Here is a 25,906-nt window from a genome sequence, read left to right as displayed (position 1 = left end):
GTCATGCGCGTGCGGAAACCTGATGTCGATGTCTGTGCAGGCGATGGTACATAGACGAGAAGCGTCGGCCGGGTCAATTGTTCCTGCTGTAAAAGAGGCGTTTTCCCTTGCCGTCTTCGATTGCGCCTGGATTGCATGGCTGGATTGCGTGGCCGATTGCGCGGATTGGCTGGTAAGAGTATCACCACGCCAGACATCGGTCGCGCGTCGAAAGCCGCACGCGCGAGACCGCTTCAGAATGAAGGAGACATATTATGCTACGCGAGGACCTGACGACCGCTCTCAAGGAAGCGATGAAAGCCAAGGATAGCCGTCGGCTGTCGACCATTCGCCTCGTGCAATCGGCGATCAAGGATCGCGACATTGCCAATCGCGGCGAAGGCAAGGGCGAGGCCAGCGATGACGATATCCTGCAGCTGATGGCCAAGCTGGTCAAGCAGCGCGACGAATCGTCCAAGATCTACGAAGAGAATGCCCGGCCTGAGCTTGCCGCTCAGGAGCGCGAGGAAGCGCAGATCATCAAGGGCTTCATGCCCGAGCAGATGGACGAAGCCAAGGTGCGCGAAGCCATTACCGGCATCATTGCCGAACTCAATGCCGAAGGCGTGCGCGATATGGGCAAGGTCATGGCCGCCCTGAAGGAGCGCTATGCCGGCCAGATGGATTTCGCCAAGGCGTCGGGCGCGGTGAAGGAATTGCTGACGAAGTAAGAAGCTTAGTGTCCGGCCTGTTCGTCAGCCCACCTTGGTACTGATGAACAGGCCGAACTGCTTTTCCATATCGAGCACACCACCTTCGGCGTCGAAAGCTTTGGTGATCTCGGCGCGCAGAGCAGACAATTCCGTCTCGCTTGCGCTATCGCCTGGTGGGAACGACGTCAGGGCGAGAAAAAGATCCTCGGGATCGGTGACCCGCAGGTGAGCCGGACATCAAGACGCAGCAGCGGTCACAAGCTCTGAGGATGGTTGCCGCAGCGGGTCGTGCTCGTCGCTTTCCGTCAGCGGCGCCAGCGCTGCAAACAGAGCCCCGTCCTCGCCAATGCCGGCATTGGGGGTGGTCAGCAGAGTGTCACCATAAAAGACCGAATTGGCGCCGGCGAGCAGGCAGAGGATCTGGGCCTCGCGGTTGAGCGCCGAGCGGCCGGCCGATAGGCGCACCGTCGACGCCGGCATGACGATGCGGGCGGTGGCGACCATGCGCACCAGGTCCAGCGGGTCTATCCGAGGGCGGTCTGCAAGCGGCGTGCCTTCGACCGGAACCAGAGCGTTGATCGGTACGCTTTCGGGATGCGGCGCCATGGTGGCGAGAACCTGGAGCATCGAGGCGCGGTCGCGCCGGCTTTCGCCCATGCCGATAATGCCGCCGCAGCAGAGGTCGATTCCGAAAGAGCGCACGATGGCCAGCGTTTCCAGCCGGTCGGCATAGGTGCGGGTGGTGATGATCTCACCGTAGAATTCCGGGCTGGTGTCGAGATTGTGGTTATAGGCCGTCAAGCCGGCTTCGGCCAATTGTGCCGCGTGGTGCTGCTTTAGCATGCCGAGCGTTACGCAGGCCTCCATGCCGAGAGCGCGCACGCCCCGCACCATGGTCAGCACGGCGTCGAACTCACGACCGTCGCGCACCTGGCGCCAGGCGGCCCCCATGCAAAAGCGCTCGGCGCCAGCGTCGCGCGCCCGCTTGGCCAGCGCCAGCACGCCAGCCGGGTCCATTAGCTTGTCGCGGGTCAGCTTGACCTCGCGGTGATGGGCCGATTGCGGACAATAGGCGCAATCTTCCGGGCAGCCGCCGGTCTTGATCGACAGCAGGCTCGCTTTCTGCACCGCGTTGCGGTCATGGTGGCGGCTATGGACGGCGTTGGCGTGGCCGACCAGTTCCAGCAGCGGCAGATTGTGAAGCGCGAGGATTTCGTCGGTGCTCCAGTCGTGGCGGATCGTGGGCTGTGGCCGGTTCATAGCGATGCCTCCGGACGGGCCTTGGCTTTCAGCGGCCAGACGCCGGCGACAAGGGCTGCAAGCAGGCATTTGATCAGGTCGCCTGCCAGAAACGGCCAGAACCCGGCCGCCAGCAGAGCCTTGGCGGGCACGAACGCCGCAAGCCAGACGAGGCCCAGTGCATAGACAACCGCAAGCGCAACCAGGCTGGCGCCAAAGCGCATCAGCAGTCCGCGACCGTAGCCAAGCGCACCGGCCACCCAGGCGGCGATCCAGTAACCGGCAAGATAGCCGCCGGTCGGACCTGCCATATAGGCAAGGCCGATACCGCGTTCCGGCGAACCGGAAAACACCGGCGCGCCAAAGGCGCCCGCCGCCAGATAAGCGGACAGGATGGCAAGGCCCATCCGCGGCCCGAACAACAGCGAAAAGCTCATCACTGCAAATGTGTGCAGGGTCATCGGCACTGGCCAGAAGGGAATCTGTATTTTGGCAGCCAATGCCATGAGCAGGGTACCAACGGCTAGAATGGCTATTTTATCGATAAAATAAGCGGCTCCATAAAGCTTTGAAGAATCTAAAGATGAATTTTGCATGAGATATGTCCATTTTGTATTGGGTACGTCAATATTATCGATAAAATTACAGCCTACTTACGGCTTGTCAACGGGGCCTCGTGCTTTTGACGGGGCATCGTGTCGGAGGGGCGGTGTGCTGTGGGCAAAGCCCAGCGCTTGAGAGGGTGGGGTAGCCTCGCTAAAAATGCCAAGGCTGCAAAGAATCGCGCGGGTTCTTGCGCTCGTTTCTGACATTGGAACCGACGCGCCACGTGTGCCTCAAGGGCTTGAGCCATGGTGTGGATAGCGGGCACAGCCGATGAAAGCCATGGCGCTCACGCTGCCAAGCGCCTATATGGGACGATCACTCCAAGGTTGGCTCATGCGCTTTTCAAACGACTTCCTCGACGAGATTCGCGACCGCGTGCCGATTTCGGCCGTGATTGGCGCGCGCGTGCCGTGGGATCGCAAGAAAACCAATGTGGCGCGCGGCGATTACTGGGCCTGCTGCCCATTCCACGGCGAAAAAAGCCCAAGTTTCCACTGTGAGGATCGCAAGGGTCGCTATCATTGTTTCGGCTGCGGTGTCTCGGGCGACCATTTCCGCTTTCTCACCGATCTCGAAGGCTTGAGCTTTCCCGAAGCGGTCGAGCGGATCGCCGACATGGCCGGCATCGCCATGCCGAAAGTCGACGCGCGCGAGGTTGAGCGTGACCGGGCCCGCACCGGCTTGCAGGACGTCATGGAACTGGCGACGCTGTTCTTTCAGGATCAGCTGCAATCGGCCCAGGGCGCGAAGGCGCGGGCTTACCTGCGCGAGCGCGGCCTGTCGGGTCGCACCATCGAGACTTTCCGTCTTGGCTATGCGCCTGAAAGCCGCAACGCATTGAAGGAGCATCTGGCCGGCAAAGGCGTGCCGAAGGACCAGATCGAGGCCTGCGGCCTTGTCGTGCATGGGCCTGATATTCCGGTTTCTTACGACCGGTTCCGGGACCGGATCATGTTTCCGATTCTGTCGTCGCGCGACAAGGTGATTGCCTTTGGCGGCCGCGCCATGTCCCCGGATGCGCCGGCCAAATATCTGAATTCCAACGAGACCGAGCTGTTTCACAAGGGTAGCGTGCTCTACAATTTCTCGCGCGCCCGCCGCGCACTACAGGGAGCGGATGGAGCGACGACCATCATTGCCGTCGAAGGCTATATGGATGTGATCGCGCTGCACCAGGCCGGCATCGACAACGCCGTGGCCCCGCTCGGCACCGCTTTGACGGAAAACCAGCTGGATCTGATGTGGAAGATCGTGCCCCAGCCGGTGCTGTGTTTCGATGGCGACGGTGCCGGCCAGCGGGCGGCGTTTCGCGCTGTCGATCTCGCTTTGCCGCATCTGAAGCCGGGCCGCAGCGTGCGCTTTGCCATGTTGCCCGACGGGAAGGATCCTGATGATCTCGTCAAGCAGGACGGACGTGCGCCCTTTGACCGGGTGCTGGGCGAGGCCCGCTCACTTGATGAAATGGTCTGGCTGCGCGAGACCGGTCAGGGCCGGTTCGATACGCCGGAGCAGCGGGCCGAGCTTGAGGCGCGGCTGAAACAGATCGTCAATGGCATTGCCGATGAGAATGTGCGTCGCCACTATCAGCAGAATGTCCGCGACCGGCTCTATGGGTTCTTCCAAGGCCGGGGCCGGAGTTCGGGCCAAGGCCAAGGCAACGGTCGATCAGGGCGTGGCAATTTCGAAGGCGGTGGCGGCGGTTTTGCCGACCAACGCTCTGGGAGCAACCGTTTTGGTAGCGGGGCAGGCGGGCGCGGTGGCGGCCAGCGCACCAATGGGCAGGCGGGTGCGGCCATGGCGGTGTCAGACCGGCTGGCGCGCTCGGGCATGATCAGCCGCAACCATGACCAGCCGACACTGCGCGAAACCGTGCTGGCGTTGACCATCGTCAATCATCCGCAATTGCTGCAGGAGGATTATGACGAGATTTCCTGCATCGATTTCGATAGCCGTGATCTGCAGCGCCTGTGGCCGGCGGTGCTGACGGCGGTGGCCGAGACCGGAGCGCAATTGACTCGCGAAGAGCTTGAGCAGCGGCTGGCGACTGGCGGTTTCGATGGCTTGATCAAGGCGCTCGACCAACAGATTCGCAATGCGCGGCTCTGGACCGCAACCACGGTGGCAGCACTTGAGGATGCCCGGGAATGCTATGTGCAGGCGCTGTCGCTTTATAAGCGGGCCAAAGCGCTGCGCCGCCAGAAGGCGGAGTTGGAGCGGGAAATGGCCGAGGCCGTCGAGGCCGGCGATGCCGAGCGGCATGACAGTGCCATGGGCATGCTGCGCGAGGTTCAGCTCGAAATCGTACGGATGGAAAACCAGGAGGCGATTATCGATGGCTTCGGCGTCATGTCAGGGCGGGTGAAGGGGCCGGCTTACGGTCACAATTCATAACGGTTTCGCAAGCTTTGTTATGGCAGATACCGACCTGACCTCTTGTAACGGCCATGCGACTGCCTAAATTTACTGCAACTGGAGTTTGTCGGGGAGAAGCGGAAACCGGTTTTCCCGAAAGACGAACAAAAACAGGAAAAGCGAAAGTTTGTCTGGTTCAATCGGAACCGGAGAGAAGTTCAGGCTCTGTTGCGAAACGAACGGCATGCCCGCAATCGCGGCAGTGGCGTGATACTGGAGCCAAAATAGCCTTCGAACGCTCGACTAATGTAGAACGTTGAAGTAGGGAGCTTAAAGCGAGTTGGGAATGGGTTTTTCGCGATATCAACAGGCAGAATCGCTTTAAAAGGCTTGACGTATCGATAAATTGTGGGAATCACGGTCAACTGAGACAATGAAGGTGACGCAAGTGGCGCCGGTTCCATGCTGGCGGGCTTCGTCGCCTGTTTGTGTAGTTGAGCCGCAATCTGCGGGAACCATGGTGATCGATCTGGAATTAGAGCTTTTCCAGGAGAAATATTTAGCGATTTCCCTTGAGGGAGCGCGTCAAAGCGAAGAGATGGAGCGATCAATCTTCGTCTTCCCATTGAACCCGGCCTTGGCCGGCCCACATCAAGGGATTGCCGGATTGAGATGATGTCGAGCATCGAAACCCATCGTTTGCATCTGGTCGGCAGAAAGTGCTGCCGGCTTTTGCGGAAGATGGAAGGTTAAGGTTTTACAGACTTTTTCCCGCATAAGGTCGATGCGGGACATGCTGTAGGTCAAACCAGTGTTGGTAAGCGGTCAGGACGAGGCCCGTAAACTGGGTTCCTGTTCTAGCTGGCGGGCGCCGGCACTGCGGAAATTAAAGCGTCAGGGAAAGCGACGAGATAGATGGCAACCAAGGTCAAGGAAAACGAAGAAGCCGAGAACGAGCGCGACGGCGCGACGGACGGTCCGCTTCTCGATCTTTCGGATGACGCGGTCAAAAAGATGATCAAGGCCGCTAAAAAGCGCGGCTACGTCACCATGGATGAGCTGAATTCGGTTCTGCCGTCCGAGGAAGTTACCTCGGAGCAGATCGAAGACACTATGGCCATGCTTTCCGACATGGGCATCAATGTCGTTGAGGACGAGGACGCCGAAGATCCGGCAGCCGAGGATTCCGACAGCGACGACGAGGCCGATAGCGAAGGCGGTGAACTTGCGCCGACCGGCGGCACCGCCGTTGCCACCACCAAGAAAAAAGAGCCGACCGACCGCACCGACGACCCGGTGCGCATGTATCTGCGCGAAATGGGTTCGGTGGAGCTGCTGTCGCGCGAGGGCGAAATTGCCATCGCCAAGCGCATCGAGGCCGGCCGCGAAACGATGATTGCCGGTCTCTGTGAGAGCCCGCTTACCTTCCAGGCGCTGATCATCTGGCGCGACGAATTGAACGAAGGCACGACGCTGCTGCGCGAGATCATCGATCTCGAAACCACCTATTCCGGTCCGGAAGCCAAGGCTGCACCGCAGTTCCAGAGCCCAGAGAAGATCGAGGCCGACCGCAAGGCTGCCGAGGAAAAGGAAAAGACCCGCCGCACGCGTGTCAGCGAAGACGACATCACCAATGTCGGCGGCGACATGCCCATGCCGGAAGAAGAGGAGGAGGACGAGGACGAATCCAACCTCTCGCTCGCCGCCATGGAAGCCGAGCTGCGGCCGCAGGTCATGGAAACCCTCGACCTGATCGCCGATACCTATAAGAAGCTGCGCAAGCTGCAGGATCAGCAGGTGGAGGCGCGTCTCGCCTGTGCCGGCACGCTGTCGTCCGGCCAGGAGCGTCGCTATAAGGAATTGAAGGATCAGCTGATCACGGCCGTCAAGTCGCTGTCGCTGAACCAGAACCGTATCGACAGCCTTGTCGAGCAGCTCTACGACATTTCCAAGCGGTTGATGCAGAACGAAGGCCGGCTGCTGCGCCTTGCCGAAAGCTATGGCGTCAAGCGCGACAGCTTCCTCGAACAGTATCAGGGTGCCGAACTCGATCCGAACTGGATGAAGTCGGTTGCCAACCTGTCTGCCCGCGGCTGGAAGGATTTCGCCCGCGAGGAAAACAACACGATCCGGGAAATCCGTCAGGAAATCCAGAATCTCGCGACCGAAACCGGCATTTCCATCGCCGAATTCCGTCGTATCGTTTCCATGGTGCAGAAGGGCGAGCGCGAAGCCCGCATCGCCAAGAAGGAAATGGTCGAGGCCAACCTGCGTCTCGTCATCTCCATCGCCAAGAAATACACCAACCGTGGTCTGCAGTTCCTGGATTTGATTCAGGAAGGCAATATCGGGTTGATGAAGGCGGTCGATAAGTTCGAATATCGGCGCGGCTACAAGTTCTCCACCTATGCAACATGGTGGATCCGGCAGGCGATCACCCGCTCGATCGCCGACCAGGCCCGCACGATCCGTATTCCCGTGCACATGATCGAAACGATCAACAAGATCGTGCGCACCTCGCGCCAGATGCTGCACGAGATCGGCCGCGAACCGACGCCGGAAGAACTGGCCGAGAAGCTGGCCATGCCGCTTGAAAAAGTGCGCAAGGTGCTGAAAATCGCCAAGGAGCCCATCTCGCTCGAGACCCCCGTGGGTGACGAGGAAGATTCGCATCTGGGCGATTTCATCGAGGACAAGAACGCGCTTCTGCCAATCGATGCTGCCATCCAGGCCAACCTGCGCGAAACCACGACTCGTGTTTTGGCATCGCTCACGCCGCGCGAAGAGCGCGTGCTGCGCATGCGCTTCGGCATCGGCATGAACACCGACCATACGCTGGAAGAAGTCGGCCAGCAATTCTCGGTTACCCGCGAACGTATTCGCCAGATCGAAGCCAAGGCGCTTCGCAAGCTCAAGCACCCGAGCCGCTCGCGCAAACTGCGCAGCTTCCTCGATAGCTGAGTTTACGGCTCACGCGACATACGAAAAACCCGGCGGAAACGCCGGGTTTTTTGTTGCTATTGGCAAGGCTTTGCGGCCACGTCCTGATAGGCGGCTTTTTGGCGGATGCATGCGGGGCGCGTGTGCGCCGCCTGCGGCAATGACTTCCGCTCACCAGGCCACAGCTTTCCATCAAAGCGTAATCGAATCCGTCGCCGTGCTCTCGCTGGTACTGCTGGCATAGGCGTTGGACGCCGCTTGCGCCGAAGTCGAATTGCTGTTGCCATTGCTGGCGCTGTTGTCGCTGACCGACATGGCGGCAATCGACGAGGGCACATTGGCCGCCGACGCGGTCTGCACCGTCGGCTTCGGTTGTGGGGGCGGGGGTGTATCATCCGGCGCCTGCTGCTTTGCCGCCGGTTGCGGCGGTGCTGTCGCGGCCGAGGCGAAGGCTGCACTGATCGCGGAAATGGATGCCATCAAACTCTCCTGAACCGGTCCCCGTCGCCTCATGCGCGCAACCGGTAACAGGCAGGACAACCATCGCCCCGCCATCTGCCGGCGTCTGTCGGCATGCTGCGACTATGACGGGTGGAGATGAGGAAAGATTGATATAGAACAGAACAATTTTAGGGAATGGGCGGAAAGGTAGGTATTCCAGTCCAGTTGCGGACTTTAAATATTGCCGGTGGAAAGATTAGTACGGCTTTATAGGCTCCCCAACTTCCCCTTGTTGAGCAAGGTCCGGTTGTGCATGGTGCGGAGAGGCCGAGGGCAGGGGTGTTATGGCAGATCGCGCGCCGACGATTGATGAGATTGATAACGTTGATAAGCTTGAGGCTTATCTGAGGACGCGGCCTGTTGAGGAGGCGCAGGTTATAGCGTTTCGGTCGGCGTTAAGGATTATGCCATTCTTGGCTCAAGCTGCTTTTTTGAGAAATGACATTCATTTGGCTGGCCGATTAAGAGTCTCGGCTTTTCGAGCGCTCTTTTTGTGTTGGGCGGATCTGCGCTACCGCAATGAAATTGCCGACCTTCAATTGAATATCGACGCAGCCGCAGTGGCTGCTGATAGTTCGGACGTTGCAGCACATAATGCATCAGTTCACACAGCAGCTTTAACTCTCATCGACAGTGCTCGAGTGTCGGCGAGAGCAGCAGCTTCAGCAACTTACCGTCTCAACATTGATTCTATTCACCAAGCAAAAAGAGTTTTAATTGGTACTATTTACGCCGTTGGAGAGCGCCCGATTGTTTGGCATCTCGTCCGGCATGATTTGTCAATTATAGCGAACGCTGGTGCATATTCTCTCTTGCAGTCACCGCTTTGGCCGGGTGGCGAAGTTCCAGAAAAGGTAAAGCAAGCTGACGCTGCATTCTGGAAAGACATTTCTTCCCTTGGAGTGGAATGGACACCTATTTGGGATTGGTATTCACATGTTAAAAGCGGAATGCTTCCCTTCGAAAACTTGAGAGGCATATTTGAAAATGTTGTGACCGGACTTGGTCAGGAAGGTAACGAATTTTGGGATCGCAATCCTGAAGTCGTGATGAAAGACATTTTCGAGCGATTGACATTATTGCCCCGACAGCCTCCCGAACCAGAGCCCGGCCCCGGTCCGCAATATGACATTATCGACGGCAAACTCAGTATTGTAGCAAGCGCACCTTTGGAGGATGAGATTACTCCTCAGTTGCGTCTCTTCGAGCGGTTGCAGCGTGATGTGGAGCGTCTGGTCAATGCTGCTGATCGCATCGATAACAGCCACCCCAATCTGGCATTTTCCATCCGAGAATACGGCACCTTGCTGGATACGTCCCTAGCGGAACTGGACGTTACCGGGGTCTGGTCTGTCGGTAGCAGTCTTGCCGGCTTTGCCCAATCGTTTCGCGAGCAAAATCGGAACCGAACGCTTGCCGAGCCGCTTGAGCCGGAAGTGGATGGGCTTTTACAAAGCGTGATCCGCCAGCATGGCGCTTTTATCATGGGCTTTGAGGAGGGGCGTGATCTTGTCGATCGCGCTGATCGCTTTGCGCTTGATACCGAAACAACTCGTGGCCTTGAGGAAAGCGGTAATCCGCTGATCGCAGAATTGGCATCCAACGCGGATTTGGTGCATGACGATACGCGGGCGGTGCATCGGTCGGTCAATAATTATGTGCAGGAGTTTGGTTGGGCGTCCGGACGCGTTGGTTATGCTGCTTATTTGCTCGTTCGAAATGCGGTCAGAGTTGTCATACGCTGGGCGGTATTTTATGGATTTAAGGATGCCGTTGAAGGTGTGAGCGCAGCATCTGGATTTCCATCTTTAAAAGCTGCAATTTCCTTCATCTATAATTTCGCATCCCCTCTACTGGTGTTCTTTGCTAGTTCTCCCGAAATGCTCGCTTACGTCCAATGGGCATTTTATATTACGCAGCAGGTTTTTAAATCGGATTGATTGCCGCAAAGACCTTGAAAATAATGCGAATTTCCCTTACTTTCTGGTGGGCTACAGGAGTAAGTCATGACCACGTTGACAGTCACATCTCGCGGGCAAGTGACCTTTCGCAAGGACGTATTGCAGCATCTTGGGATTCAGCCTGGCGAAAAGATCGAGATCGATCTTTTGCCGGATGGGCGGGCGCAATTGCGGGCGGCGGCGCGCAACAAGACATTTCATGATCTTCATGGTTTCCTCAAGGGCAAGACGAATGGTCGGGTGTTGACGATTGACGAGCTGAACGAGGCAATTGCGCAAGCAGGTGCTGAGGCTGGCGAGGGATGAAAATTATTGCCGACACCAATCTTCTTGTTCGCGTCATAGTGCAGGACAATCCTGATCAGACCCGGACAGTCGTTGACCTGCTTGCGTCAGCGGAATTGGTGGCAATCACACTCCAGTCCTTTTGCGAATTGGCTTGGGTGCTGTCCCGGAATTATGGTGTCTCTCGCCCTATGGTCTCCGCCGCGATTCGTGCATTTCTCGATACGGAGAATGTAATCACCAATCTGCCATCGGTCGAAGCTGGGCTGGCATTGCTGGACGCTGGCGGCGATTTTGCCGACGGAGTCATTGCCTACGAGGGGCTATGGCTTGGTGGCGACGTGTTTGCGTCTTTCGATAAAAAGGCGGTGAAGCTTTTGCAATCCCAAGGACGGCAGGCCCATCTGCTGACCCCAACGTCCCTCGCACGACAGTCATAAACACCCTCGCGCCGATCCCAATCAACTCATCCGGAAAATCATAATCCGGATTGTGCAGAGCCGGGTGGGTTTCGCCGGCGCCGAGGAAGACCATGGCGGCGGGGCAGAAGGTGCGGAAGCGGCCGAAGTCTTCGGAGGCGCGCATCGGCAGGCCGTGGGGGCCGTGCGGGATGGATTGGGCATCGAGGGCGGCGGCGATGAGGGCGGTGGCTTCCGGGCTGTTTTCGCAATGCAGGAAGATGTCGTGGTAATCCATGGTCAGGCCGAGGCCGTGACTTTCTGCGGTGGCGCGGGCGAGCGCCTCGGCTTGCTTGCAAAGGCTGGCCATGCCGTCATCGGTCAGGCTGCGCAGGGTCACCCAGATCTCGGCGTCACCGGGTGCAATGCCGAAGGCGGGTTCGCCGAGCTTGGCATGGGTGACGGTCGCAAGCCGGAAGTCGGGCGCTGGCGGTGCGCCGTGGGAGAGGGCGGTGAGGGCAGGCATCAGCTGGCTGATCGCCTGCATCGGCGAGATCCCGGTTTCGGGCTGGGACGCATGGGCAGTCTTGCCGCTGAAGGCAATTTTCAACCCGCGCGAAGCGCAGTTGACCGGGCCTGTCATCAGCGCTGCATGGCCGAGCGGGATACCCGGGAAATTGTGCAGGGAAAAGGCGAGGTCCGGGCGGATCTCTTCAAAGCGCGGATCTGCTATGACGGCGGCGGCTCCGGCGCCGGTTTCCTCGGCGGGCTGGAACAGCAGCACAACGCGTCCCCGCGCCGGCGGCTGCCGCGACAGGCCCTGCGCCAGCGCCAGAAGCACGGTCGCATGACCGTCATGGCCGCAGAGATGGCCTTTGCCTGCAATGGTAGAGCGATAGGGCAGATCGTTTTTTTCTTCGATCGGCAGAGCGTCGAGTTCGCTGCGGATCAAAAGGGTCGGGCCGGGGCTCGTGCCGGCAAACACAGCGGCCACGCCGTGACCGCCAAGGCCGGTGAGGATTTTCGTTGGCCGCAGCGGCGTCAGTGTTTCTACGACCAGCCGGGCGGTCATTTCCTCTTCGCCAGAGATCTCCGGCTGGCTGTGCATGGTATGGCGCAGGGTGATCAGGTGGTTGAGATCATCTGAGGTGAGAAACATGGTTGCTCCGCAGGTCCGGCTTGTAAGCCATTGCTAGCATGCAGTCCGTCTGCTCGAAAGGGCGGGATTATGTCAGGTATCCGCCGTTTTGCATTTTGGAAGATGACTTCGTTTCTGCCCGACAGGATCATAGCCACGGTCTGCTGATTTGCGGGGGCGGCTCGGGCCGTGTATGGATCGGACCATGCAGGACCAGCCGCCCCCGATACCGTCCGATCAGGCATCGATTGACCAGGATCTCACCGATCGCACCTTGGCCGATCAGGCGATGCCCGATGTGGCCGCGCAGGATCCTGCGTCGACGCCAGATCATGGACCGCAGCCCATTTCGGCAATGCGGATGCCTCTGTCGCGGCGAGTGCGCTGGGGCATTGCTGCGTCTGTGCTGCTGCATGGGTTGCTGCTTGTTGCCGTGCTGGTGCCCTGGCCGATCCGGGCGCCGGATGCACCGAAGGAGGAGGTTGTCTCGGTGTCGCTCGAGCCGCCGCCTGCGGAAAAGGAAAAACCGAAGCCCGCGCCGGAAAAGCAGCTGCAACTGGAATTGAAGCCGCAGCCCAAGGATGCGCCGGCGCCGTCTGCCTCTGCTCAGAAGCAGGCGGAGGAGAAAAAGGCGGAAGAGAAAAAGGCGCCGGAGAAAAAAACCGAGAGCAAGGACAGCGCCAAGCCACCGCCATCACCCGACGATGCGCAGGCAAAACCTGCCGAGGATAAATCGCAGGCGCTGGAATCGGCGTTGAAGGACGAAACGGCACCTGAGGACAAGGAGGCGCCTGAACCGCCGCCTACGGAAACACAGGCTCCCGACATCAAGGGGCCGCCGCCGACGGCTGCAAAGACCGGACCAGACAAATCCGCGAGTGGCGATCCGCAAAAGACCGAGCCTCCCGCACCGCCAGCCTTGCCAAAGGATGTGACGCCGCCCGAGACCGGGCTCAGCCCGCTCCTGCCAACACCGGATCAGATCGAAAAGCCGCACGGCGGGGTCGTGACGGAGGAACGTTTTTCGCTTGGGGAAAACAGCGCCAGCCAGCCGCAGCAGAATCCCGCGGGCGTGCCCGTGCCCTCCGCCCCACCGGCGGAGAAAAGCTCGGGGCCGGTTTCCAGCCTGAAGCCGGCGAAGCGGATCTATTCAAAGGCGACGCTGGCTGACTCGCGCGTGCGCCAAGCGCTGGGCAAGCTGCCGCCGGAAAAGCGGATCGTGCAGATCTGCAGCATTGAAATGCTCGAACAGATTCGCCGCGCAGTGCCGGGCGTGGTGCCCGACCTGATCGCCCCTTCGCCCTCGACGCGCCAGACGATCACGGCGCGGCTGATGGATGTCTCAGGCGCGGCCTTCCGCAGCAAGGGCCAGTGGTACGATATCGGCTATCATTGCGAGACAGATGCGAAAACCGAGACGATCAGCAGCTTCAGCTATTCGCTGGGCGCCGCCGTGCCGAAAAGCCAGTGGCAGGCGCGGCGGTTCCCGGCCAACTGAGAGATTGGCTCACCCCCGGATCAGGCCGATGCCGATCCAGACCATCACAACCGCAATGATGGCATCCAGGCAGCGCCAGGAGAATGGCCGGGCAAAGATCGGCGCCAACAGTCTTGCGCCATAGCCAAGCGAGAAGAAGAACACGAAGGACGCAGTCATTGCGCCAACACCAAAGGCGTTTCTGTGTTCGCCGTAGCGGCTGGACACTGAGCCGACCAGCAGAACCGTGTCGAGATAGACATGAGGGTTGAGGAAGGTGAGTGCCAGGCAGGTAGCAAGACTGGCGGCAAGCGGGCTGGGCGGGGCTTCGGTCGGGGTCAGGCCGCTCTCCGTTTTCAGTGCGGCATAGGCGTGGCGGGCGCCGTAGAGCATGAGAAACGCCGCCCCGCCATAGCGCAGCACTGGCTCGACCGCCGGCATTATCGCCGTTACCCGAGCAAGGCTGGTGACGCCAAGTGCGATCAGCAGCGCATCCGACAGTGCGCAGGTGAGTGACATCAAGAATACGTGCTCGCGGCGCAGGCCCTGGCGCAGCAGAAAGGCGTTTTGCGCGCCGATGGCAATGATCAGGCTGAGGCCGAGGCCAAGGCCAGAGAGAAAGGCATTCTGCATGGAAATATCCGTTAGCGCGTCAGAAGGTCGGGCTTTGACTAGACCGCTGGCGTTCATTAGAAAAGCGCATAATTCTCATCTAACATAAGAAAATCCAATGCAGGTCGACGCGGCTCGGTCGCGCACTCGCTCGGCTGACGGCAAGCGTACTTTCGGCAGTTCAGTGCGGCCTGCCATTGATCCTCCAGGTCTGACGGATGCGGGTAACAGCGCGTTCACCACAATCTCGATTTGACTTTGATGGGATAGAGATACAATCCCTTGTTGTTAAGGAATTCCTCATATTATCTCTTGCCAAGACAAGGGAGGCCGGCTGCCGCATGAAGGGAATCGTGTTTACCGAAATGCTCGAATTTGTCGCGGCGACCTGGGATGAGGACATGGCCGACGACATTATCGAGTCCTCTTCGCTTGCGAGCGGCGGGGCATATACGAGTGTTGGAACCTATGACCATCGAGAGATGGTGACGCTGCTGGGTGCCTTGTCGGCGCGCTCCGGCTTGGGCGTCGATGCCTTGCAGGAGGCGTTCGGCCGCCATCTGGCCGGCCGTTTCGCCGCAATGTTTCCGGTGTTCTTCGACACTGCAGGCAATTTGTTCGGCTTTTTGGCCAGTATCGACGACCATATTCATGTCGAGGTGAAAAAGCTTTATCCCGATGCCGAATTGCCGTCGTTCGAAATTCTCGACCGTCAGCCGGGTAGCCTGTCGATGCTTTATCGCTCCGGCCGTCACATGGAGGCCCTGGCTGAGGGGCTGATCCATGGAGCCGCCGGCCATTTCGGACATCCGGTACAGGTCGAACGGCAGGGGCGTGACGATGGCGCCACCTTGTTCGTGATTACGGAGAGCCTGTCGTGACGCAGCCTCCTTTATCGCCTGACCAGTCGGAAACCGACCGGATCGACCGTTTGACGCGGCGGCTGGACCGCGAGCGCGAGGCACGGCGGCAGGCGGAAGCCTTGCTGGAAGAGCGTTCGCGCCAACTCTACCTCGCCAATTGTGCCTTGGCGCGCCAGGCACAGGAGCTGGAACAGCGGGTGGTGCAGCGCACGGCCGAGCTGGTGCAAGAGCGCGAAAGGGCGCTGGCGCTGGCGCAGCAGGACCAGCTGACAGGCCTCGCCAATAGACGGAGCTTTACCGCCGTGCTGGCTGATGCATGCCAGAAACGGCGCCTGAGCGGTGGCCGTGTGACGGTCGTGCTGATCGACATGGACCAGTTCAAGATCATCAACGATGCCCACGGCCATGAAGCCGGTGATGTGGTGCTGCGCGAGATTGCCAGCCGGCTGGCACTCGCCTGCGAGGGCGGTACCGCAGCCCGGCTGGGCGGTGACGAATTTGCGTTGATCCTCGATCACTTGCCCGACAGCGAGGCCGATCAGGCCTTCGTTGGCCGGCTCGGCGCCATGCTCGGTCAACCTGTCAGCTTCAACAGCCGGCAGCTCGATGTTTCCGCCTCGATCGGCTATGCGAGCCTTCCCGATCACGCTGCCTCGTCCACCGAGTTGCTGCGGCATGCGGATCTGGCGCTCTATGTCTCCAAGAAAGCAGGGCTGTCGCTGGCAACCGGTTTCGATGACGATTTGTGGGCCGAGGCCAATGAGCGCCGGTTGCTGGAACTGGAACTGGTGCTGGCGATGGACCGCCAGGAGATCGGCCCCTGGTATCAGCCTATCGTCGATGGCGCCAATCAGCGTGTCCTCGGAGTGGAAGTGCTGGCGCGCTGGCATCATCCTTATCGCGGTCTGGTTCTGCCTGGTGTGTTTCTGCCGCTCGCCGAAGAGCGAAATCTGCTGGGACAGCTGTTCACCCAGATCGCAATGCAAGCCTGTACTGAAACCGCGCCTCTGGTGCGGTCGGGCAAGCTCGCCTATGTCTCGATCAATGTCTCGCCGAGCCAGTTCAAGAGCGGTAGCATCGCCGCGGCGGTCGGTCTTATTCTCAACCAGACCGGCTTTCCCGCCACCTCGCTGGTGGTTGAAATCACCGAAGACCTGATCATGTCGGATCTCGCTCGGGCCCGGCGCGAACTCAGGGAGCTGGCGCAGCTTGGCGTGCGAATCGCGCTTGACGATTTCGGCACCGGCTATTCGAATATCTCCTCGCTCAGCAGCTTGCCGATCCAATGGCTGAAGCTGGACCGCAGCCTGATCAGCCGGGTTGGCGACGACCGGGTTGGGCAGGTGATCGTTCAGGCGGTGCTGCAGATGGCCCAGGCGCTGAGCATGGACGTGGTCGCCGAGGGCATCGAGACCGAGGTGCAGGCGCGCTGGCTGGTCGAGGCCGGCTGTCGCAAGCATCAGGGTTTCCTCTATGGCCGACCTGCGCCGTTCGATGAATTACAGCTTACGCTGCCGAAGGAGATCAAGATCGAGCAGGATGCCAGGATCGCGCAACGTTCGTGAGTGACGTAAAACCGTGCGTCCCTTGACGCATCGGTGAAAGAGACCATCTTCAGGTTAACTTGTTTTTTAATGCATTTCCGGGCGCAAAACGCCTAAGCACTTTTGCTGGAAATGCTTTAGACGCCGCCGGCGCCCGAGCTGGTTGTCGATTTCTGATGATGGGAGCCTGTGATGCCGCAAACCACTCTGTCGCTTTCTACACGGGGTCAGGGTCTGTACGAATTTACCGACGAGGCGGCCGATTTCGTGGCGCGCAACGGTGTCGAGACCGGGTTGCTCACCGTCTTCGTGCGGCACACGTCCTGCTCCCTGATCATCCAGGAAAATGCCGACCCGGATGTGAAGCGGGATCTTCTGGCATTTTTCAAGCGGCTTGTGCCGCCCTCGATCGATCCGTCCATGGCCTGGATCAGCCACCGTCAGGAGGGGCCGGACGATATGCCCGCGCACATCAAGTCGGCGTTGACGCAGGTGTCGATCGGCATTCCCGTTGCGGCGGGCCGGCTGCTACTGGGAACTTGGCAGGGGATCTACCTGTTCGAACATCGCGACCAGCCGCATAGGCGCGAAATCGCGCTGCACCTAGGCGCTTGAGCATGACGCTCGTCAAACTGTTTTGACGTATCAACAATGTTCGACAGCCGGTAGGTGAAACTGATGAACCGTTTGTGAACAAGGGCTTCGGGCAGCGTTCACTCTTCACACACTACTGTGAGATCAATCGCTGCCGAACCGGGCTGGTCGGGAGCGAGATGAGATTTCGTCCTTCGAGGAGAAAGACAATGCGCAACATTTTTGCCAAAACAGCTCTGGCGGGCCTCGCCCTGATCGGGGCCGCGGTTGCCACGGTCGGTCCGGCAGCAGCCCAGTCGGATGTCCAGGTCGGTGTTTATATCGGCGATGGCTCTACCCAACTGGTTCAGGCATGGGATGGGGATGGCTACCGCCGCCCGCCACCACCGCCACCGTGGGGTGGCCCACCGCCACCGCCGCCATGGGGTGGTCCGCCTCCGCCGCGTTGGGATCGTCCGGATCCTCGCTACGGTGCAATGTGCTCGCCGGGTGATGCTATCCGCCAGGCTCGCCGCGACGGACTGCGCCGCCCGAATATCGAGCGCGTCACGCCCCGCCGCGTGATTGTCGGTGGTCTGCGCTACGGCGAATATGATCGCGTCGTGCTCGCCAATCGCCCAGGCTGCCCGTTCGCGGATTAAGAGCCGGTATCGATGTTCAAATAGGCGTGCGTCCAACCGGGCGCACGCCTTTTTGCTGTCCGGTGGCGCCCCTACTTTACCCCCGGAAAAGCACGGGGGCGACATATCTGGACTTACCGTCGCATTCGGCAAACAATGCCCTTTTTAAAGGTCGTGCTTTTTCATACGACCGACGGCATTTATTTTGTGTTTTTAGCCAGTGCGAGGCTGTCCTAATGGACCTGGCATCATCAGGAATTTCCGAGACGTCGGTCACCGACGCACCTGACCATACGCTTGATGCGATCCATGCGGCAGCGTATCCGATCGACACCCACCTCGATTCGCTATTTCTATCGCGTGTGGCTGGCTATGATTTCTGGAAGGGCGATTGGAAGGCGAATCGGCGTTCGCCGGTGGTGTGGCTGATCCGCAAAACCTCGCCAAGGGGCCGCAACCGACCACTGTCGGACCATGTCAGTGGTCCTGATTTTCTGGCTGGCGGCTATGGCGGTGCCTGTTTCAGCGCCCATGCGCTTTGGGAAAACCTCATTCCGGCGCCGTTGATGGATCCCTGGAAGAACTGGGTGGATCATTGCAGCTATGTCGAGGCGGTCGTGGTGCAGAGCAACGGCAAGATGCGGCTGGCTCGCAGCGCCAGCGAGGTGCGCGCCGCACGGCAAGATGGGCAGTGTTGTGCCATCCTGTCGATGGAAGGCGCCCATATGCTTGGACCGCAAGGCGCAAAAAGCCAGGTATTCAGGCTGGACCGGCTGGGTGAGGTGGCTAGGGCGGGCGCAGCCTATCTGACGCTCAATCATTTCAGCCATACGGATATTTCCGAGGCAGGCTATGCGCCGGTCAATCCGTGGCGGCGGATCGAAGGCGGTGGTCTGTCTGCCTTCGGACGGCAGGTGGTCGAGCGCTGTATCGATGTCGGGCTGCTGGTCGATCTCACCCATACCTCAACGCAAGGCATTATCGACGCCTGCGCGATCTGCATTGGGCGCAACATGCCAGCCTTCGCCTCCCATGGCGCATCGCGCCGTGTCACCCAGGGAACCGAGACGCGGCCATCGCGTCATCTCGACCGTGCCATGAGCGATGAGGCGATCCGCGCAATCGTCAGCACTGGCGGCTGCATCAGCGTGATCCTTGCGCCATACTTCCTGCAAAACACCTACTATCCCGACGGCAAGCCGAACATGGACGCCGACCTGGCCTTCGTCGTCGCTTATTACGAAGCCTTTGCCCAGCAGATCGCCGAGATGAAGATCGTCGAGGATCCGTGGAAGCATCTCTCCTTCGGCAGCGATTTTGATGGCGGCATTTCCAGCCTGCCGACGGGCATGCAGAGCGGTGCGGATCTACGCAAGCTGACCCAGGCAATGATGGATGCTGGCTGGCCAGCGCAGCGCATTATCGATGTCTATAGCGGCAATTTTTTGCGGGTCTGGCAGCGGGTGCGGCCATAGGCCGGAAGACATGCAAGAAGGCCTGTTTCGCCGCCGTAAACTTTAAATTACGCAATAAAGTAAACGAGATAGGTCATGAAATGAAAACCGCCCCGCATTTGGCAATGCAGGGCGGTTTTTTGGTCTTAAGCGTCTGCTCCGGTCCAGAGACGCCCGTCGGGAAGCAGCGGCGCGTAGGAATTCCACTGCACCAGCTTTTCATGGAAACGCTGGCGGTAGCTCGCCTCATCCTCGAATTCGCGGTTTTCGAGACTGAACTCGGCGCCGATTTCGTAGTAGGCGTCCATGTTGAGCAATTGCGGTACCGGGGTTTCGCCCCGTTCGCATTCGCCCTGCATCTGCCAATAAAGCTCTTCAAGCCGGCGGGCGAGGCCAGGCATGTCGCGCAACGCGCTGGTTTCGAACTGACGCTTCAGGCTGTCTCTGATAGGCTGGAGGCTGGCACGGTCGAGACCGAAAGCGATGGCCCGGCGCGTATAATCATCCGGCGAAGTCGCGATCAATTCCGGCACCCCGGCAGCGGCAACGACGCTGGCGCAGAAGCGCGAGGCAAAGCTCTTGCCGGGGAAGGTGAGGACCGGCAGGCCCATGTTGATCGCGTCGGCGGCGGTCGAATGGGCGCCGTATGGGAAAGTGTCGAGGAAGAGATCCGCGACGGCGATGCGGGCGAGATGGTGGGCATTGAGCGCTTTGGCGGCAAACAGCAGCCGAGCCGCATCGACACCGGCGCGGGTGGCCGCGTCACGAAGGCGCTGATTGACCGCGTCATCGCCGGAGAGAATCCAGAGAACACTTCCCGGCACGGCATTGAGAATCGACATCCAGCGGGTGAAGCAGGCTTGGGTGATCTTTTGCATGCCGTTGAAGCAGGCGAAGACAAAAGCGTCCTCGGGCAAGCCGACCTCGGCCCGGGTTGGACGTGGGGCAACCACGCGCTTACGGTCCACCGGCTGATTGCAAGGGATCCGCAACACCTTTTCGGAATAGTAGATCTCGTGTTCCGGCGGAACAATGACATTATCGGCGATCATATACTGGTGGAACGGGCTCGCCATGGTCCCGGGATAGCCGCAGAAATTGACGATCACAGGCGCGGGGCGATAGGCAAAAATCCGCGTGCGGGCGTGCTTGGTATAGCCGTTGACGTCAACGAGAATGTCTATTTCGTCATTGACGATCAACCGTGCCGCATCCACATCGCTCAGTGCCGCGATTTCCCGCCAACCATCGACCGCGCTGCGGATGCGCCGTTGGGTCTCGTCTGGCGTGATCGGGTCGCCGCAGTAATAGGCAAAGACCTCGACGGTCGCCTTGTCATGCAGTTCGAGTACTTCGCGCAGGGCAAAGCCGACGGCGTGGTCACGCAGGTCGGACGAGAGATAGCCAACGCGCAATCGCTGGCCTGTGCCGGTTTTCTTGCGGGGCAGTTGTGGCGGGATGACGCCGAGATCAGGCTTGCCGACCATCGTCCGGTTGTAGCGCTGGGCCTTGGCGAGATGAAATAGCGGATCGTCCGTGTAGCAAGCAATCGTCAAGGGCGAGACCGCGTCGAGCAACTGCCGCACAGTGACGTAATGAGATCCTTCCAGCGCCGGCCATTTGCATTGGCGCAAGCGGATGGCCGACCAATGCTGACCGGCTTCCTTCTTTTCGGGCCTAAGCTCGATGGCCTGCCACAGCGTGGTTTCTGCCTCCTCCATCATGCCGGCATTTTCCAAAACGCGGCCAATATGCTCCAGCACCATCACGCGATGGGCGAGCTTGTCGGGGTTTATTTCCGCAGTGGATGCCGCATAGCTGCGCCATTGCTGCAGAGCATCGTTCAGTAACCCGCTGTCCTCCAGCGCACGGCCCAGGTTCACATGCGCGGCGCCGAACATTGGCTCGGCCTTCAGGCAGGCGCGCAACGCGTTGATGGCGCCGGCGGTATCTCCAACCTGCCGCAACGTAACGGAATAGTTGAAATAAACCATATGCACCAGCGGATGATTGCTGTTGAAGGCAATCCAAGACTTGTAAAGGTCCATTGCCTGGTCAGGCCGACCAGCGCGGGTCAGCATTTCGGCACCCTGGAACACGTCCGTTACCGAGAGTTGTTGATTGCGGGCTCGCTCGATCAGTGCGGCAAGCGGCGAAATCTCATTCGAAACGTTAATTCCAGTGTCCATAGTCATCCCAGGAATGATAGGTCGCGAGACCGGATGGCGACAGCAGGAAACATCATAAACTTGCCTCCCGCTGCATGATGTCACGCCACAATGAAGTGAACCATGTCGTCATGCAGTTCCGTTGCTAGCGCGATTAGCTTGCATAGGGCTGACGATTCTGTGATCGCGGACAGCGTTGCTGGAAATCGTCTTGCGCATTGCCGCGACGCGGGCGCAACAAGGAAGAAAAGCGGTTATCGCGGACGGCTCGCCTGTTCAACGCAAATGCGGCGCCCGAGGGGGCGCCGCATTCAGTATTCAATTTGCGTCTCTGACCAGAGCTTAGAAGCTCTGGTAAGCGGTGATGATCGCGTCGACCTGCGAGGAGTTCATCGCCTGGACCTGCGTCGAGCTGAAGGCCTGAAGCTGGGTGCTGCTCATTGCAGTGATGTCGGCAGTCGAGAGACCGGTGATCGACTTGGAGCTGATCGCGGCGATATCGTCGGTCGAGAAGGTGACGATATCGTCGGTGCTGATTGCCGAGAGCTGCTTGGAGGACAGCGCCGCGACCTGGCCGGAGGTCAGAGCTTCGACCTGGTCGGTCGACATAGCGGTGATCTGGTCGGTGGTCAGACCGGCGATGGCCTTCGTGGTCAGGGCGATAACCTGGGTTGACGTCAGACCGGCGATGCCAGTGGTGGAAACCGCACCCAGCTGAGTGGCCGACAGGGAAGCGATCTGGGTGGTGCCCAGCGCCGCAACCTGGTCAGACGACAGAGCCTTGATCTGGGTCGACGACAAAGCGGCGATCTGTGCCGAGCTCAAGGCGGCTTCATCAGCCGTTTCGATCGCTGCGATCTGTGCCGTGGTCAGGCCGCTGATGGACTTGGCGCTGATTGCGCCGACCTGGGTGCTCGACAGGGCCGCGATGGCGTCGGTCGAGAGGGCGCCCAACTGTTTGGCGCTCAGGGTGGCAACTTGACCGGAGGACAGAGCGCTGGCCTGGTCGGTCGACAAGGAGGCGATCTGGGTCGTGGTCAGGCCGGCAATGGCCTTGGTGCTGATGGCAGCAAGGTCGTTGCTGTCGAGGGTAGCAATGTCATCGGTCTCGAGAACCGCGATCTGCGTGGCAGACAGGCTGCCCAGCTGGGTCGAGGTCAGCGCGCCAACCTGGTCGGATGTCAGAGCCTTGATCTGCGCAGACGACAGGGCGGCGATCTGGGTCGAGCTCAAGGCGGCTTCATCTGCCGTTTCGAGCGCTGCTACCTGCGCCGTGGTCAGGCCACCGATGGACTTGGCGCTGATGGCGCCGACCTGGGCGCTCGACAGGGCGACAATGGCGTCGGTCGTCAGGGCGCTGAGCTGCTTGGAGGTCAGGGTTGCAATCTGGCCGGTGGACAGGGCGCTGGCCTGGTCGGTGGACAAGGATGCGATCTGCGTCGTGGTCAGGCCGGCAATGGCCTTGGTGCTGATGGCAGCAAGGTCTGTGCTGTCGAAGGTGGCGATATCGTCGGTATCGAGAGCGCCGAGCTGCGTTGCAGAGAGGTTGCTGATCTGGCTCGTGGTCAGGGCTGCAACCTGGTCGGAGGACAGAGCCTTGACCTGCGCGGTGGAGAGAGCCGCAATCTGAGTGGAGCTCAGAGCCGCTTCGTCTGCGGATTCCAATGCACCGATCTGTGCGGTTGTCAGGCCACCGATTGACTTGGCGCTGATGGCGCCAACCTGGGTGCTTGACAGGGCCGCGATGCCGTCGGTGGTGATGGCGCTGAGCTGCTTAGAGGTCAAGGTTGCGATCTGGCCGGTCGACAGGGCGCTGACCTGATCGGTGGACAAGGATGCGATCTGGGTTGTGGTCAGTCCGGCAATGGCCTTGGTGCTGATGGCAGCAAGGTCGGTGCTGTCGAGCGTGGCGAGATCTTCGGTATCCAGAGCGCCAAGCTGAGCTGCAGACAGGCCGCTAAGCTGGGTCGAGGTCAGGCTGCTGACCTGGTCAGAGGAGAGGGCCTTAATTTGCGACGAGGACAGAGCAGCGATCTGAGTGGAATTCAGAGCAACTTCATCAGCCGTTTCCAGAACTGCGATCTGTGCAGTGGTCAGGCCGCCGATGGACTTGGCGCTGATAGCACCGACCTGGGCGCTCGACAGGGCGACGATGGCGTCGGTCGTGAGAGCGCTGAGCTGCTTGGAGGTCAAGGATGCGATCTGGCCGGTGGACAGGGCGCTGACCTGAGCGGTGGTCAGGGTGGAAATCTGGGTGGTGGTCAAGCCGGTGATCGACTTGGTGCTGATCGCGGCAATCTGGTCGGAGGACATCACGGCGATGTCGTCGGTGCCAACGGCGCCAACCTGCACGGCGGAGAGGGAAGCAACCTGCGTGGTGGACAGATAGGAGACCTGGTCCGTGCCGAGGTTGTTGATCTGGGTGGTGGTCAGCGCAGCGATGGACTTGGTGGTCAGTGCGGCTTCCTGGCCCGAAGTCAATGCGGTGAGCTGGCTCAGCGTCAGACCGACAATGCTTGCGGCGGAGATGGCGCCGACCTGATCGCTGCTCATTGCGCCAAGGTCAACCGTCTCGATCGCGGCGATCTGCTTGGAGCTGAGTGCTGCGACCTGGGCCGTGCTCATGGCGGCCACATCGTCAGTGTCGAGTGCTGCGATGGAAGCCGTGGACAGTGATTTGATCTGGGTAATGGAAAGCGACGAGATGATAGATGTCATTGAGATGTGCCCCTTGGGTTAACGGAATGCCAACATAATCCTCCCGTCACGTCCCCTTAGGCACGCGATCTCGCGCAGCGCCCAATCGAAAATCGTATCAGAAGAAAAAATGCTACTTAGGACATGGCTCGGATGAGCCGGCACGTTAGGAGCGCGTCATGCATAGGGGCCCATAGTGTCCCCGATCCCACGTCATTTGATGAAACCGAATCGCGATACGCTGGTCGTTTCATCAATATTTTTATTTGCCACAGTCCGTCTTTGTTCATCAATGATGGACCTATGGACCTCTGTTTACTCCGAAAGTTACTAATTTTCGTTTAACGGCATGATAAACCGAAGTCTTCTCAGCTCGTTATGAATATAACGATGTTTAGTTTTTTTTGGGTGTAACGGGCAATCTCGTGATAGCGCAAGCATTCCCCTGCTTTTTTACTGGAAAAAAATAGTTATTGGATATAGCGAAATCCAACTGCGCGTTTTTGCTGGAGAAGGACGCCTTGCTTTAGAAAACCGTCTTATCTTGAAGGTCGTGATTTAGTACGGTCTGGAGAAACAGGGGGAGAATCGAATCGATGAAGGACATTGCAATCGTCGGGGCAGGGCTTTCGGGTGCCGTGATCGCGCGGGAGCTGGCGCTAGCCGGACACAAGGTCTCGGTATTCGAGGCGCGCGACCATATTGCCGGCAATTGCCACACGGCGCGCGACCCGGAGACGGGTGTGATGCTGCATGTCTACGGGCCACATATCTTCCATACCGACAATGAGACCGTCTGGAATTACGTCACAGGTTTTGCGACCTTCAAGCCCTACACCAACAGGGTCAAGGCGATTACCGAAGACAGGGTCTTCTCGTTGCCGATCAATCTGCACACGATCAACCAGTATTTCGGCAAGACCTTCAGCCCAACGGAGGCCCGCGCCTTCATTCAGGAGAAGGGCGAGAAGATGGATGGGGAGCCGCAGTCCTTCGAGGATCAGGCGCTGAAATTTATCGGCCGCGAACTCTACGAGGCCTTCTTCAAGGGCTATACTATCAAGCAATGGGGCGTGCAGCCGAACCAGTTGCCGGCCAGCATCCTGAAGCGGTTGCCGGTGCGCTTTAATTACGACGATAATTACTTCAATCATCGCTTTCAGGGCATGCCTGAACATGGCTATACTCAAATCGTCGAGCGGATCCTCGACGTGCCCGGTGTGGAAGTGCATCTCAACCGCCCGTTTTCGCCTTCGGAAAAGGGCGACTTCGACCATGTCTTCTATAGCGGGCCGCTGGATGCCTGGTTCGGCTACAGCGAAGGGCGGCTGCCGTATCGCACGCTCGACTTCGAAGTGCTGCGCGCTGAGGGCGATTATCAGGGCAATGCCGTGGTCAACTACTGCGGTGTCGACGTGCCCTATACCCGCATTACCGAACACAAGCATTTCTCGCCCTGGGAAAGCCACGAGAAGACGATCTGCTACAAGGAATACAGCCGCGCCTGCACGGAGAAGGATATTCCTTATTACCCCGTGCACCTCACCGGTCTTTCAGACAACCTCACGCGCTATCAGGCCCTTGCCTCCGCCGAAACCAAAGTCACCTTCGTCGGCCGCCTCGGCACCTTCCGCTATCTCGACATGGATGTGACGATTGCGGAAGCGCTCGATTGCGCAAAGAAGTTCTTGGCGGCGTAAAGTGGTCTGATCGCTGAAGCAGGACATTTCGCGATCTTATTGCGAAATGTCCTGAGCGATGGCAG

The 25,906-nt window shown here is 59.5% G+C and carries 20 protein-coding genes and 2 pseudogenes; 14 read left to right on the top strand and 8 right to left on the bottom strand.

Going from position 1 to position 25,906, the window contains the following annotated elements; genetic code table 11:
* Positions 1-254 precede the first annotated feature (254 nt).
* Entirely contained in the window at positions 255-710 is a 456-nt protein-coding gene (locus BJF91_RS13615) for a GatB/YqeY domain-containing protein (RefSeq protein WP_075615028.1), read from the top strand.
* Positions 711-835: 125 nt separating this feature from the next.
* On the opposite strand, the pseudogene BJF91_RS25575 reads toward BJF91_RS13615, so the two are convergent.
* The 3 genes and pseudogenes from BJF91_RS25575 to BJF91_RS13605 form a co-directional block, all read right to left on the bottom strand.
* Positions 836-926 (bottom strand): annotated as a pseudogene (locus BJF91_RS25575) (class I SAM-dependent methyltransferase); the annotation flags it as partial.
* A gap of 3 nt (positions 927-929) precedes the next feature.
* The gene (bioB, locus tag BJF91_RS13610; protein WP_083943304.1) at positions 930-1,952 is read right to left on the bottom strand and encodes a biotin synthase BioB; all 1,023 of its coding nucleotides are present in this window, start codon (positions 1,950-1,952) and stop codon (positions 930-932) included.
* Complete coding sequence (locus tag BJF91_RS13605; RefSeq protein WP_267890157.1) at positions 1,949-2,437, bottom strand: biotin transporter BioY; 489 nt, start codon at positions 2,435-2,437, stop codon at positions 1,949-1,951. The genes bioB and BJF91_RS13605 overlap by 4 nt, the downstream gene beginning before the upstream one ends.
* Before the next feature lie 433 nt (positions 2,438-2,870).
* Here BJF91_RS13605 and dnaG point away from each other — a divergent pair, with 433 nt between their 5' ends.
* The 3 genes from dnaG (at position 2,871) to rpoD (ending at position 7,850) form a co-directional block, all read left to right on the top strand.
* A complete protein-coding gene (gene dnaG / locus BJF91_RS13600) occupies positions 2,871-4,928 on the top strand; it encodes a DNA primase (RefSeq protein ID WP_075615635.1) in 2,058 nt (685 codons plus the stop codon).
* Between the two features lie 478 nt (positions 4,929-5,406).
* A complete protein-coding gene (locus tag BJF91_RS25030; RefSeq protein WP_162843869.1) occupies positions 5,407-5,565 on the top strand; it encodes a hypothetical protein in 159 nt (52 codons plus the stop codon).
* 239 nt (positions 5,566-5,804) lie between these two features.
* Entirely contained in the window at positions 5,805-7,850 is a 2,046-nt protein-coding gene (gene rpoD, locus BJF91_RS13595) for an RNA polymerase sigma factor RpoD (RefSeq protein ID WP_075615026.1), read from the top strand.
* Positions 7,851-8,021: 171 nt separating this feature from the next.
* Here rpoD and BJF91_RS24790 read toward each other — a convergent pair whose 3' ends face one another.
* Positions 8,022-8,309 carry a hypothetical protein gene (locus tag BJF91_RS24790; RefSeq protein ID WP_139310694.1) on the bottom strand — a complete coding sequence of 96 codons (288 nt, stop codon included), beginning with the start codon at positions 8,307-8,309 and terminating at the stop codon, positions 8,022-8,024.
* 305 nt (positions 8,310-8,614) lie between these two features.
* On the opposite strand from BJF91_RS24790, the gene BJF91_RS13585 reads away from it, so the two are divergent.
* The 3 genes and pseudogenes from BJF91_RS13585 to BJF91_RS25340 all read left to right on the top strand — a co-directional run.
* Positions 8,615-10,270 (top strand): hypothetical protein, encoded by a 1,656-nt coding sequence (locus BJF91_RS13585; RefSeq protein WP_075615024.1) that lies wholly within the window; start codon positions 8,615-8,617, stop codon positions 10,268-10,270.
* A gap of 66 nt (positions 10,271-10,336) precedes the next feature.
* The gene (locus BJF91_RS13580) at positions 10,337-10,597 is read left to right on the top strand and encodes an AbrB/MazE/SpoVT family DNA-binding domain-containing protein (RefSeq protein WP_075615023.1); all 261 of its coding nucleotides are present in this window, start codon (positions 10,337-10,339) and stop codon (positions 10,595-10,597) included.
* Positions 10,594-10,989, top strand: a pseudogene (locus tag BJF91_RS25340) (type II toxin-antitoxin system VapC family toxin); the annotation flags it as partial. The gene BJF91_RS13580 and the pseudogene BJF91_RS25340, both read left to right, overlap by 4 nt.
* Here the strand turns inward: BJF91_RS25340 and BJF91_RS13570 are convergent.
* Entirely contained in the window at positions 10,883-12,133 is a 1,251-nt protein-coding gene (locus BJF91_RS13570; RefSeq protein ID WP_083943303.1) for an amidohydrolase, read from the bottom strand. The pseudogene BJF91_RS25340 and the gene BJF91_RS13570 overlap by 107 nt on opposite strands.
* A 184-nt stretch (positions 12,134-12,317) precedes the next feature.
* Here BJF91_RS13570 and BJF91_RS13565 point away from each other — a divergent pair, with 184 nt between their 5' ends.
* The gene (locus tag BJF91_RS13565) at positions 12,318-13,610 is read left to right on the top strand and encodes a DUF930 domain-containing protein (protein WP_075615021.1); all 1,293 of its coding nucleotides are present in this window, start codon (positions 12,318-12,320) and stop codon (positions 13,608-13,610) included.
* Positions 13,611-13,619: 9 nt separating this feature from the next.
* On the opposite strand, the gene BJF91_RS13560 is transcribed toward BJF91_RS13565, so the two are convergent.
* A complete protein-coding gene (locus tag BJF91_RS13560; protein ID WP_075615634.1) occupies positions 13,620-14,222 on the bottom strand; it encodes a LysE/ArgO family amino acid transporter in 603 nt (200 codons plus the stop codon).
* A 320-nt stretch (positions 14,223-14,542) separates the two neighbouring features.
* Here BJF91_RS13560 and BJF91_RS13555 point away from each other — a divergent pair, with 320 nt between their 5' ends.
* From BJF91_RS13555 to BJF91_RS13535, 5 genes are all read left to right on the top strand, one after another.
* The gene (locus BJF91_RS13555; protein WP_075615020.1) at positions 14,543-15,082 is read left to right on the top strand and encodes a heme NO-binding domain-containing protein; all 540 of its coding nucleotides are present in this window, start codon (positions 14,543-14,545) and stop codon (positions 15,080-15,082) included.
* A complete protein-coding gene (locus tag BJF91_RS13550) occupies positions 15,079-16,629 on the top strand; it encodes a putative bifunctional diguanylate cyclase/phosphodiesterase (protein ID WP_075615019.1) in 1,551 nt (516 codons plus the stop codon). The genes BJF91_RS13555 and BJF91_RS13550 overlap by 4 nt, the downstream gene beginning before the upstream one ends.
* 171 nt (positions 16,630-16,800) lie before the next feature.
* Complete coding sequence (locus tag BJF91_RS13545) at positions 16,801-17,223, top strand: secondary thiamine-phosphate synthase enzyme YjbQ (RefSeq protein WP_075615018.1); 423 nt, start codon at positions 16,801-16,803, stop codon at positions 17,221-17,223.
* A 188-nt stretch (positions 17,224-17,411) separates the two neighbouring features.
* A complete protein-coding gene (locus BJF91_RS13540) occupies positions 17,412-17,843 on the top strand; it encodes a hypothetical protein (RefSeq protein ID WP_075615017.1) in 432 nt (143 codons plus the stop codon).
* A gap of 215 nt (positions 17,844-18,058) precedes the next feature.
* The gene (locus tag BJF91_RS13535; protein WP_075615016.1) at positions 18,059-19,297 is read left to right on the top strand and encodes a membrane dipeptidase; all 1,239 of its coding nucleotides are present in this window, start codon (positions 18,059-18,061) and stop codon (positions 19,295-19,297) included.
* A 125-nt stretch (positions 19,298-19,422) separates the two neighbouring features.
* On the opposite strand, the gene BJF91_RS13530 is transcribed toward BJF91_RS13535, so the two are convergent.
* Positions 19,423-21,471, bottom strand: coding sequence for an O-linked N-acetylglucosamine transferase, SPINDLY family protein (locus tag BJF91_RS13530; protein WP_075615015.1), 2,049 nt, complete (start codon positions 21,469-21,471; stop codon positions 19,423-19,425).
* 315 nt (positions 21,472-21,786) lie between these two features.
* Complete coding sequence (locus BJF91_RS13525) at positions 21,787-24,162, bottom strand: beta strand repeat-containing protein (RefSeq protein WP_075615014.1); 2,376 nt, start codon at positions 24,160-24,162, stop codon at positions 21,787-21,789.
* A 566-nt stretch (positions 24,163-24,728) separates the two neighbouring features.
* Between BJF91_RS13525 and glf the strand changes: the two genes are divergently transcribed.
* Positions 24,729-25,841: a UDP-galactopyranose mutase gene (gene glf / locus BJF91_RS13520; RefSeq protein WP_407639890.1), complete on the top strand. Its 1,113-nt coding sequence runs from the start codon at positions 24,729-24,731 to the stop codon at positions 25,839-25,841.
* Positions 25,842-25,906 lie beyond the last annotated feature (65 nt).

The sequence above is a fragment of the Gillisella taibaishanensis genome (genome assembly GCF_001938985.1).
Classification (GTDB): domain Bacteria; phylum Pseudomonadota; class Alphaproteobacteria; order Rhizobiales; family Rhizobiaceae; genus Allorhizobium; species Allorhizobium taibaishanense.
The sequence above is the reverse complement of the archived record's forward strand: the minus strand, read 5'-3'. Positions and strand labels throughout refer to the sequence as shown.

Excerpts from the sequence above, each read along its gene's own strand:
- BJF91_RS13615 (WP_075615028.1), top strand. The coding sequence starts at position 255 with ATGCTACGCGAGGACCTGACGACCGCTCTCAAGGAAGCGATGAAAGCC.
- bioB (WP_083943304.1), bottom strand. The coding sequence starts at position 1,952 with ATGAACCGGCCACAGCCCACGATCCGCCACGACTGGAGCACCGACGAA.
- BJF91_RS13605 (WP_267890157.1), bottom strand. The coding sequence starts at position 2,437 with ATGGCATTGGCTGCCAAAATACAGATTCCCTTCTGGCCAGTGCCGATG.
- dnaG (WP_075615635.1), top strand. The coding sequence starts at position 2,871 with ATGCGCTTTTCAAACGACTTCCTCGACGAGATTCGCGACCGCGTGCCG.
- BJF91_RS25030 (WP_162843869.1), top strand. The coding sequence starts at position 5,407 with ATGGTGATCGATCTGGAATTAGAGCTTTTCCAGGAGAAATATTTAGCG.
- rpoD (WP_075615026.1), top strand. The coding sequence starts at position 5,805 with ATGGCAACCAAGGTCAAGGAAAACGAAGAAGCCGAGAACGAGCGCGAC.
- BJF91_RS24790 (WP_139310694.1), bottom strand. The coding sequence starts at position 8,309 with ATGGCATCCATTTCCGCGATCAGTGCAGCCTTCGCCTCGGCCGCGACA.
- BJF91_RS13585 (WP_075615024.1), top strand. The coding sequence starts at position 8,615 with ATGGCAGATCGCGCGCCGACGATTGATGAGATTGATAACGTTGATAAG.
- BJF91_RS13580 (WP_075615023.1), top strand. The coding sequence starts at position 10,337 with ATGACCACGTTGACAGTCACATCTCGCGGGCAAGTGACCTTTCGCAAG.
- BJF91_RS13570 (WP_083943303.1), bottom strand. The coding sequence starts at position 12,133 with ATGTTTCTCACCTCAGATGATCTCAACCACCTGATCACCCTGCGCCAT.
- BJF91_RS13565 (WP_075615021.1), top strand. The coding sequence starts at position 12,318 with ATGCAGGACCAGCCGCCCCCGATACCGTCCGATCAGGCATCGATTGAC.
- BJF91_RS13560 (WP_075615634.1), bottom strand. The coding sequence starts at position 14,222 with ATGCAGAATGCCTTTCTCTCTGGCCTTGGCCTCGGCCTCAGCCTGATC.
- BJF91_RS13555 (WP_075615020.1), top strand. The coding sequence starts at position 14,543 with ATGAAGGGAATCGTGTTTACCGAAATGCTCGAATTTGTCGCGGCGACC.
- BJF91_RS13545 (WP_075615018.1), top strand. The coding sequence starts at position 16,801 with ATGCCGCAAACCACTCTGTCGCTTTCTACACGGGGTCAGGGTCTGTAC.
- BJF91_RS13540 (WP_075615017.1), top strand. The coding sequence starts at position 17,412 with ATGCGCAACATTTTTGCCAAAACAGCTCTGGCGGGCCTCGCCCTGATC.
- BJF91_RS13535 (WP_075615016.1), top strand. The coding sequence starts at position 18,059 with ATGGACCTGGCATCATCAGGAATTTCCGAGACGTCGGTCACCGACGCA.
- BJF91_RS13530 (WP_075615015.1), bottom strand. The coding sequence starts at position 21,471 with ATGACTATGGACACTGGAATTAACGTTTCGAATGAGATTTCGCCGCTT.
- BJF91_RS13525 (WP_075615014.1), bottom strand. The coding sequence starts at position 24,162 with ATGACATCTATCATCTCGTCGCTTTCCATTACCCAGATCAAATCACTG.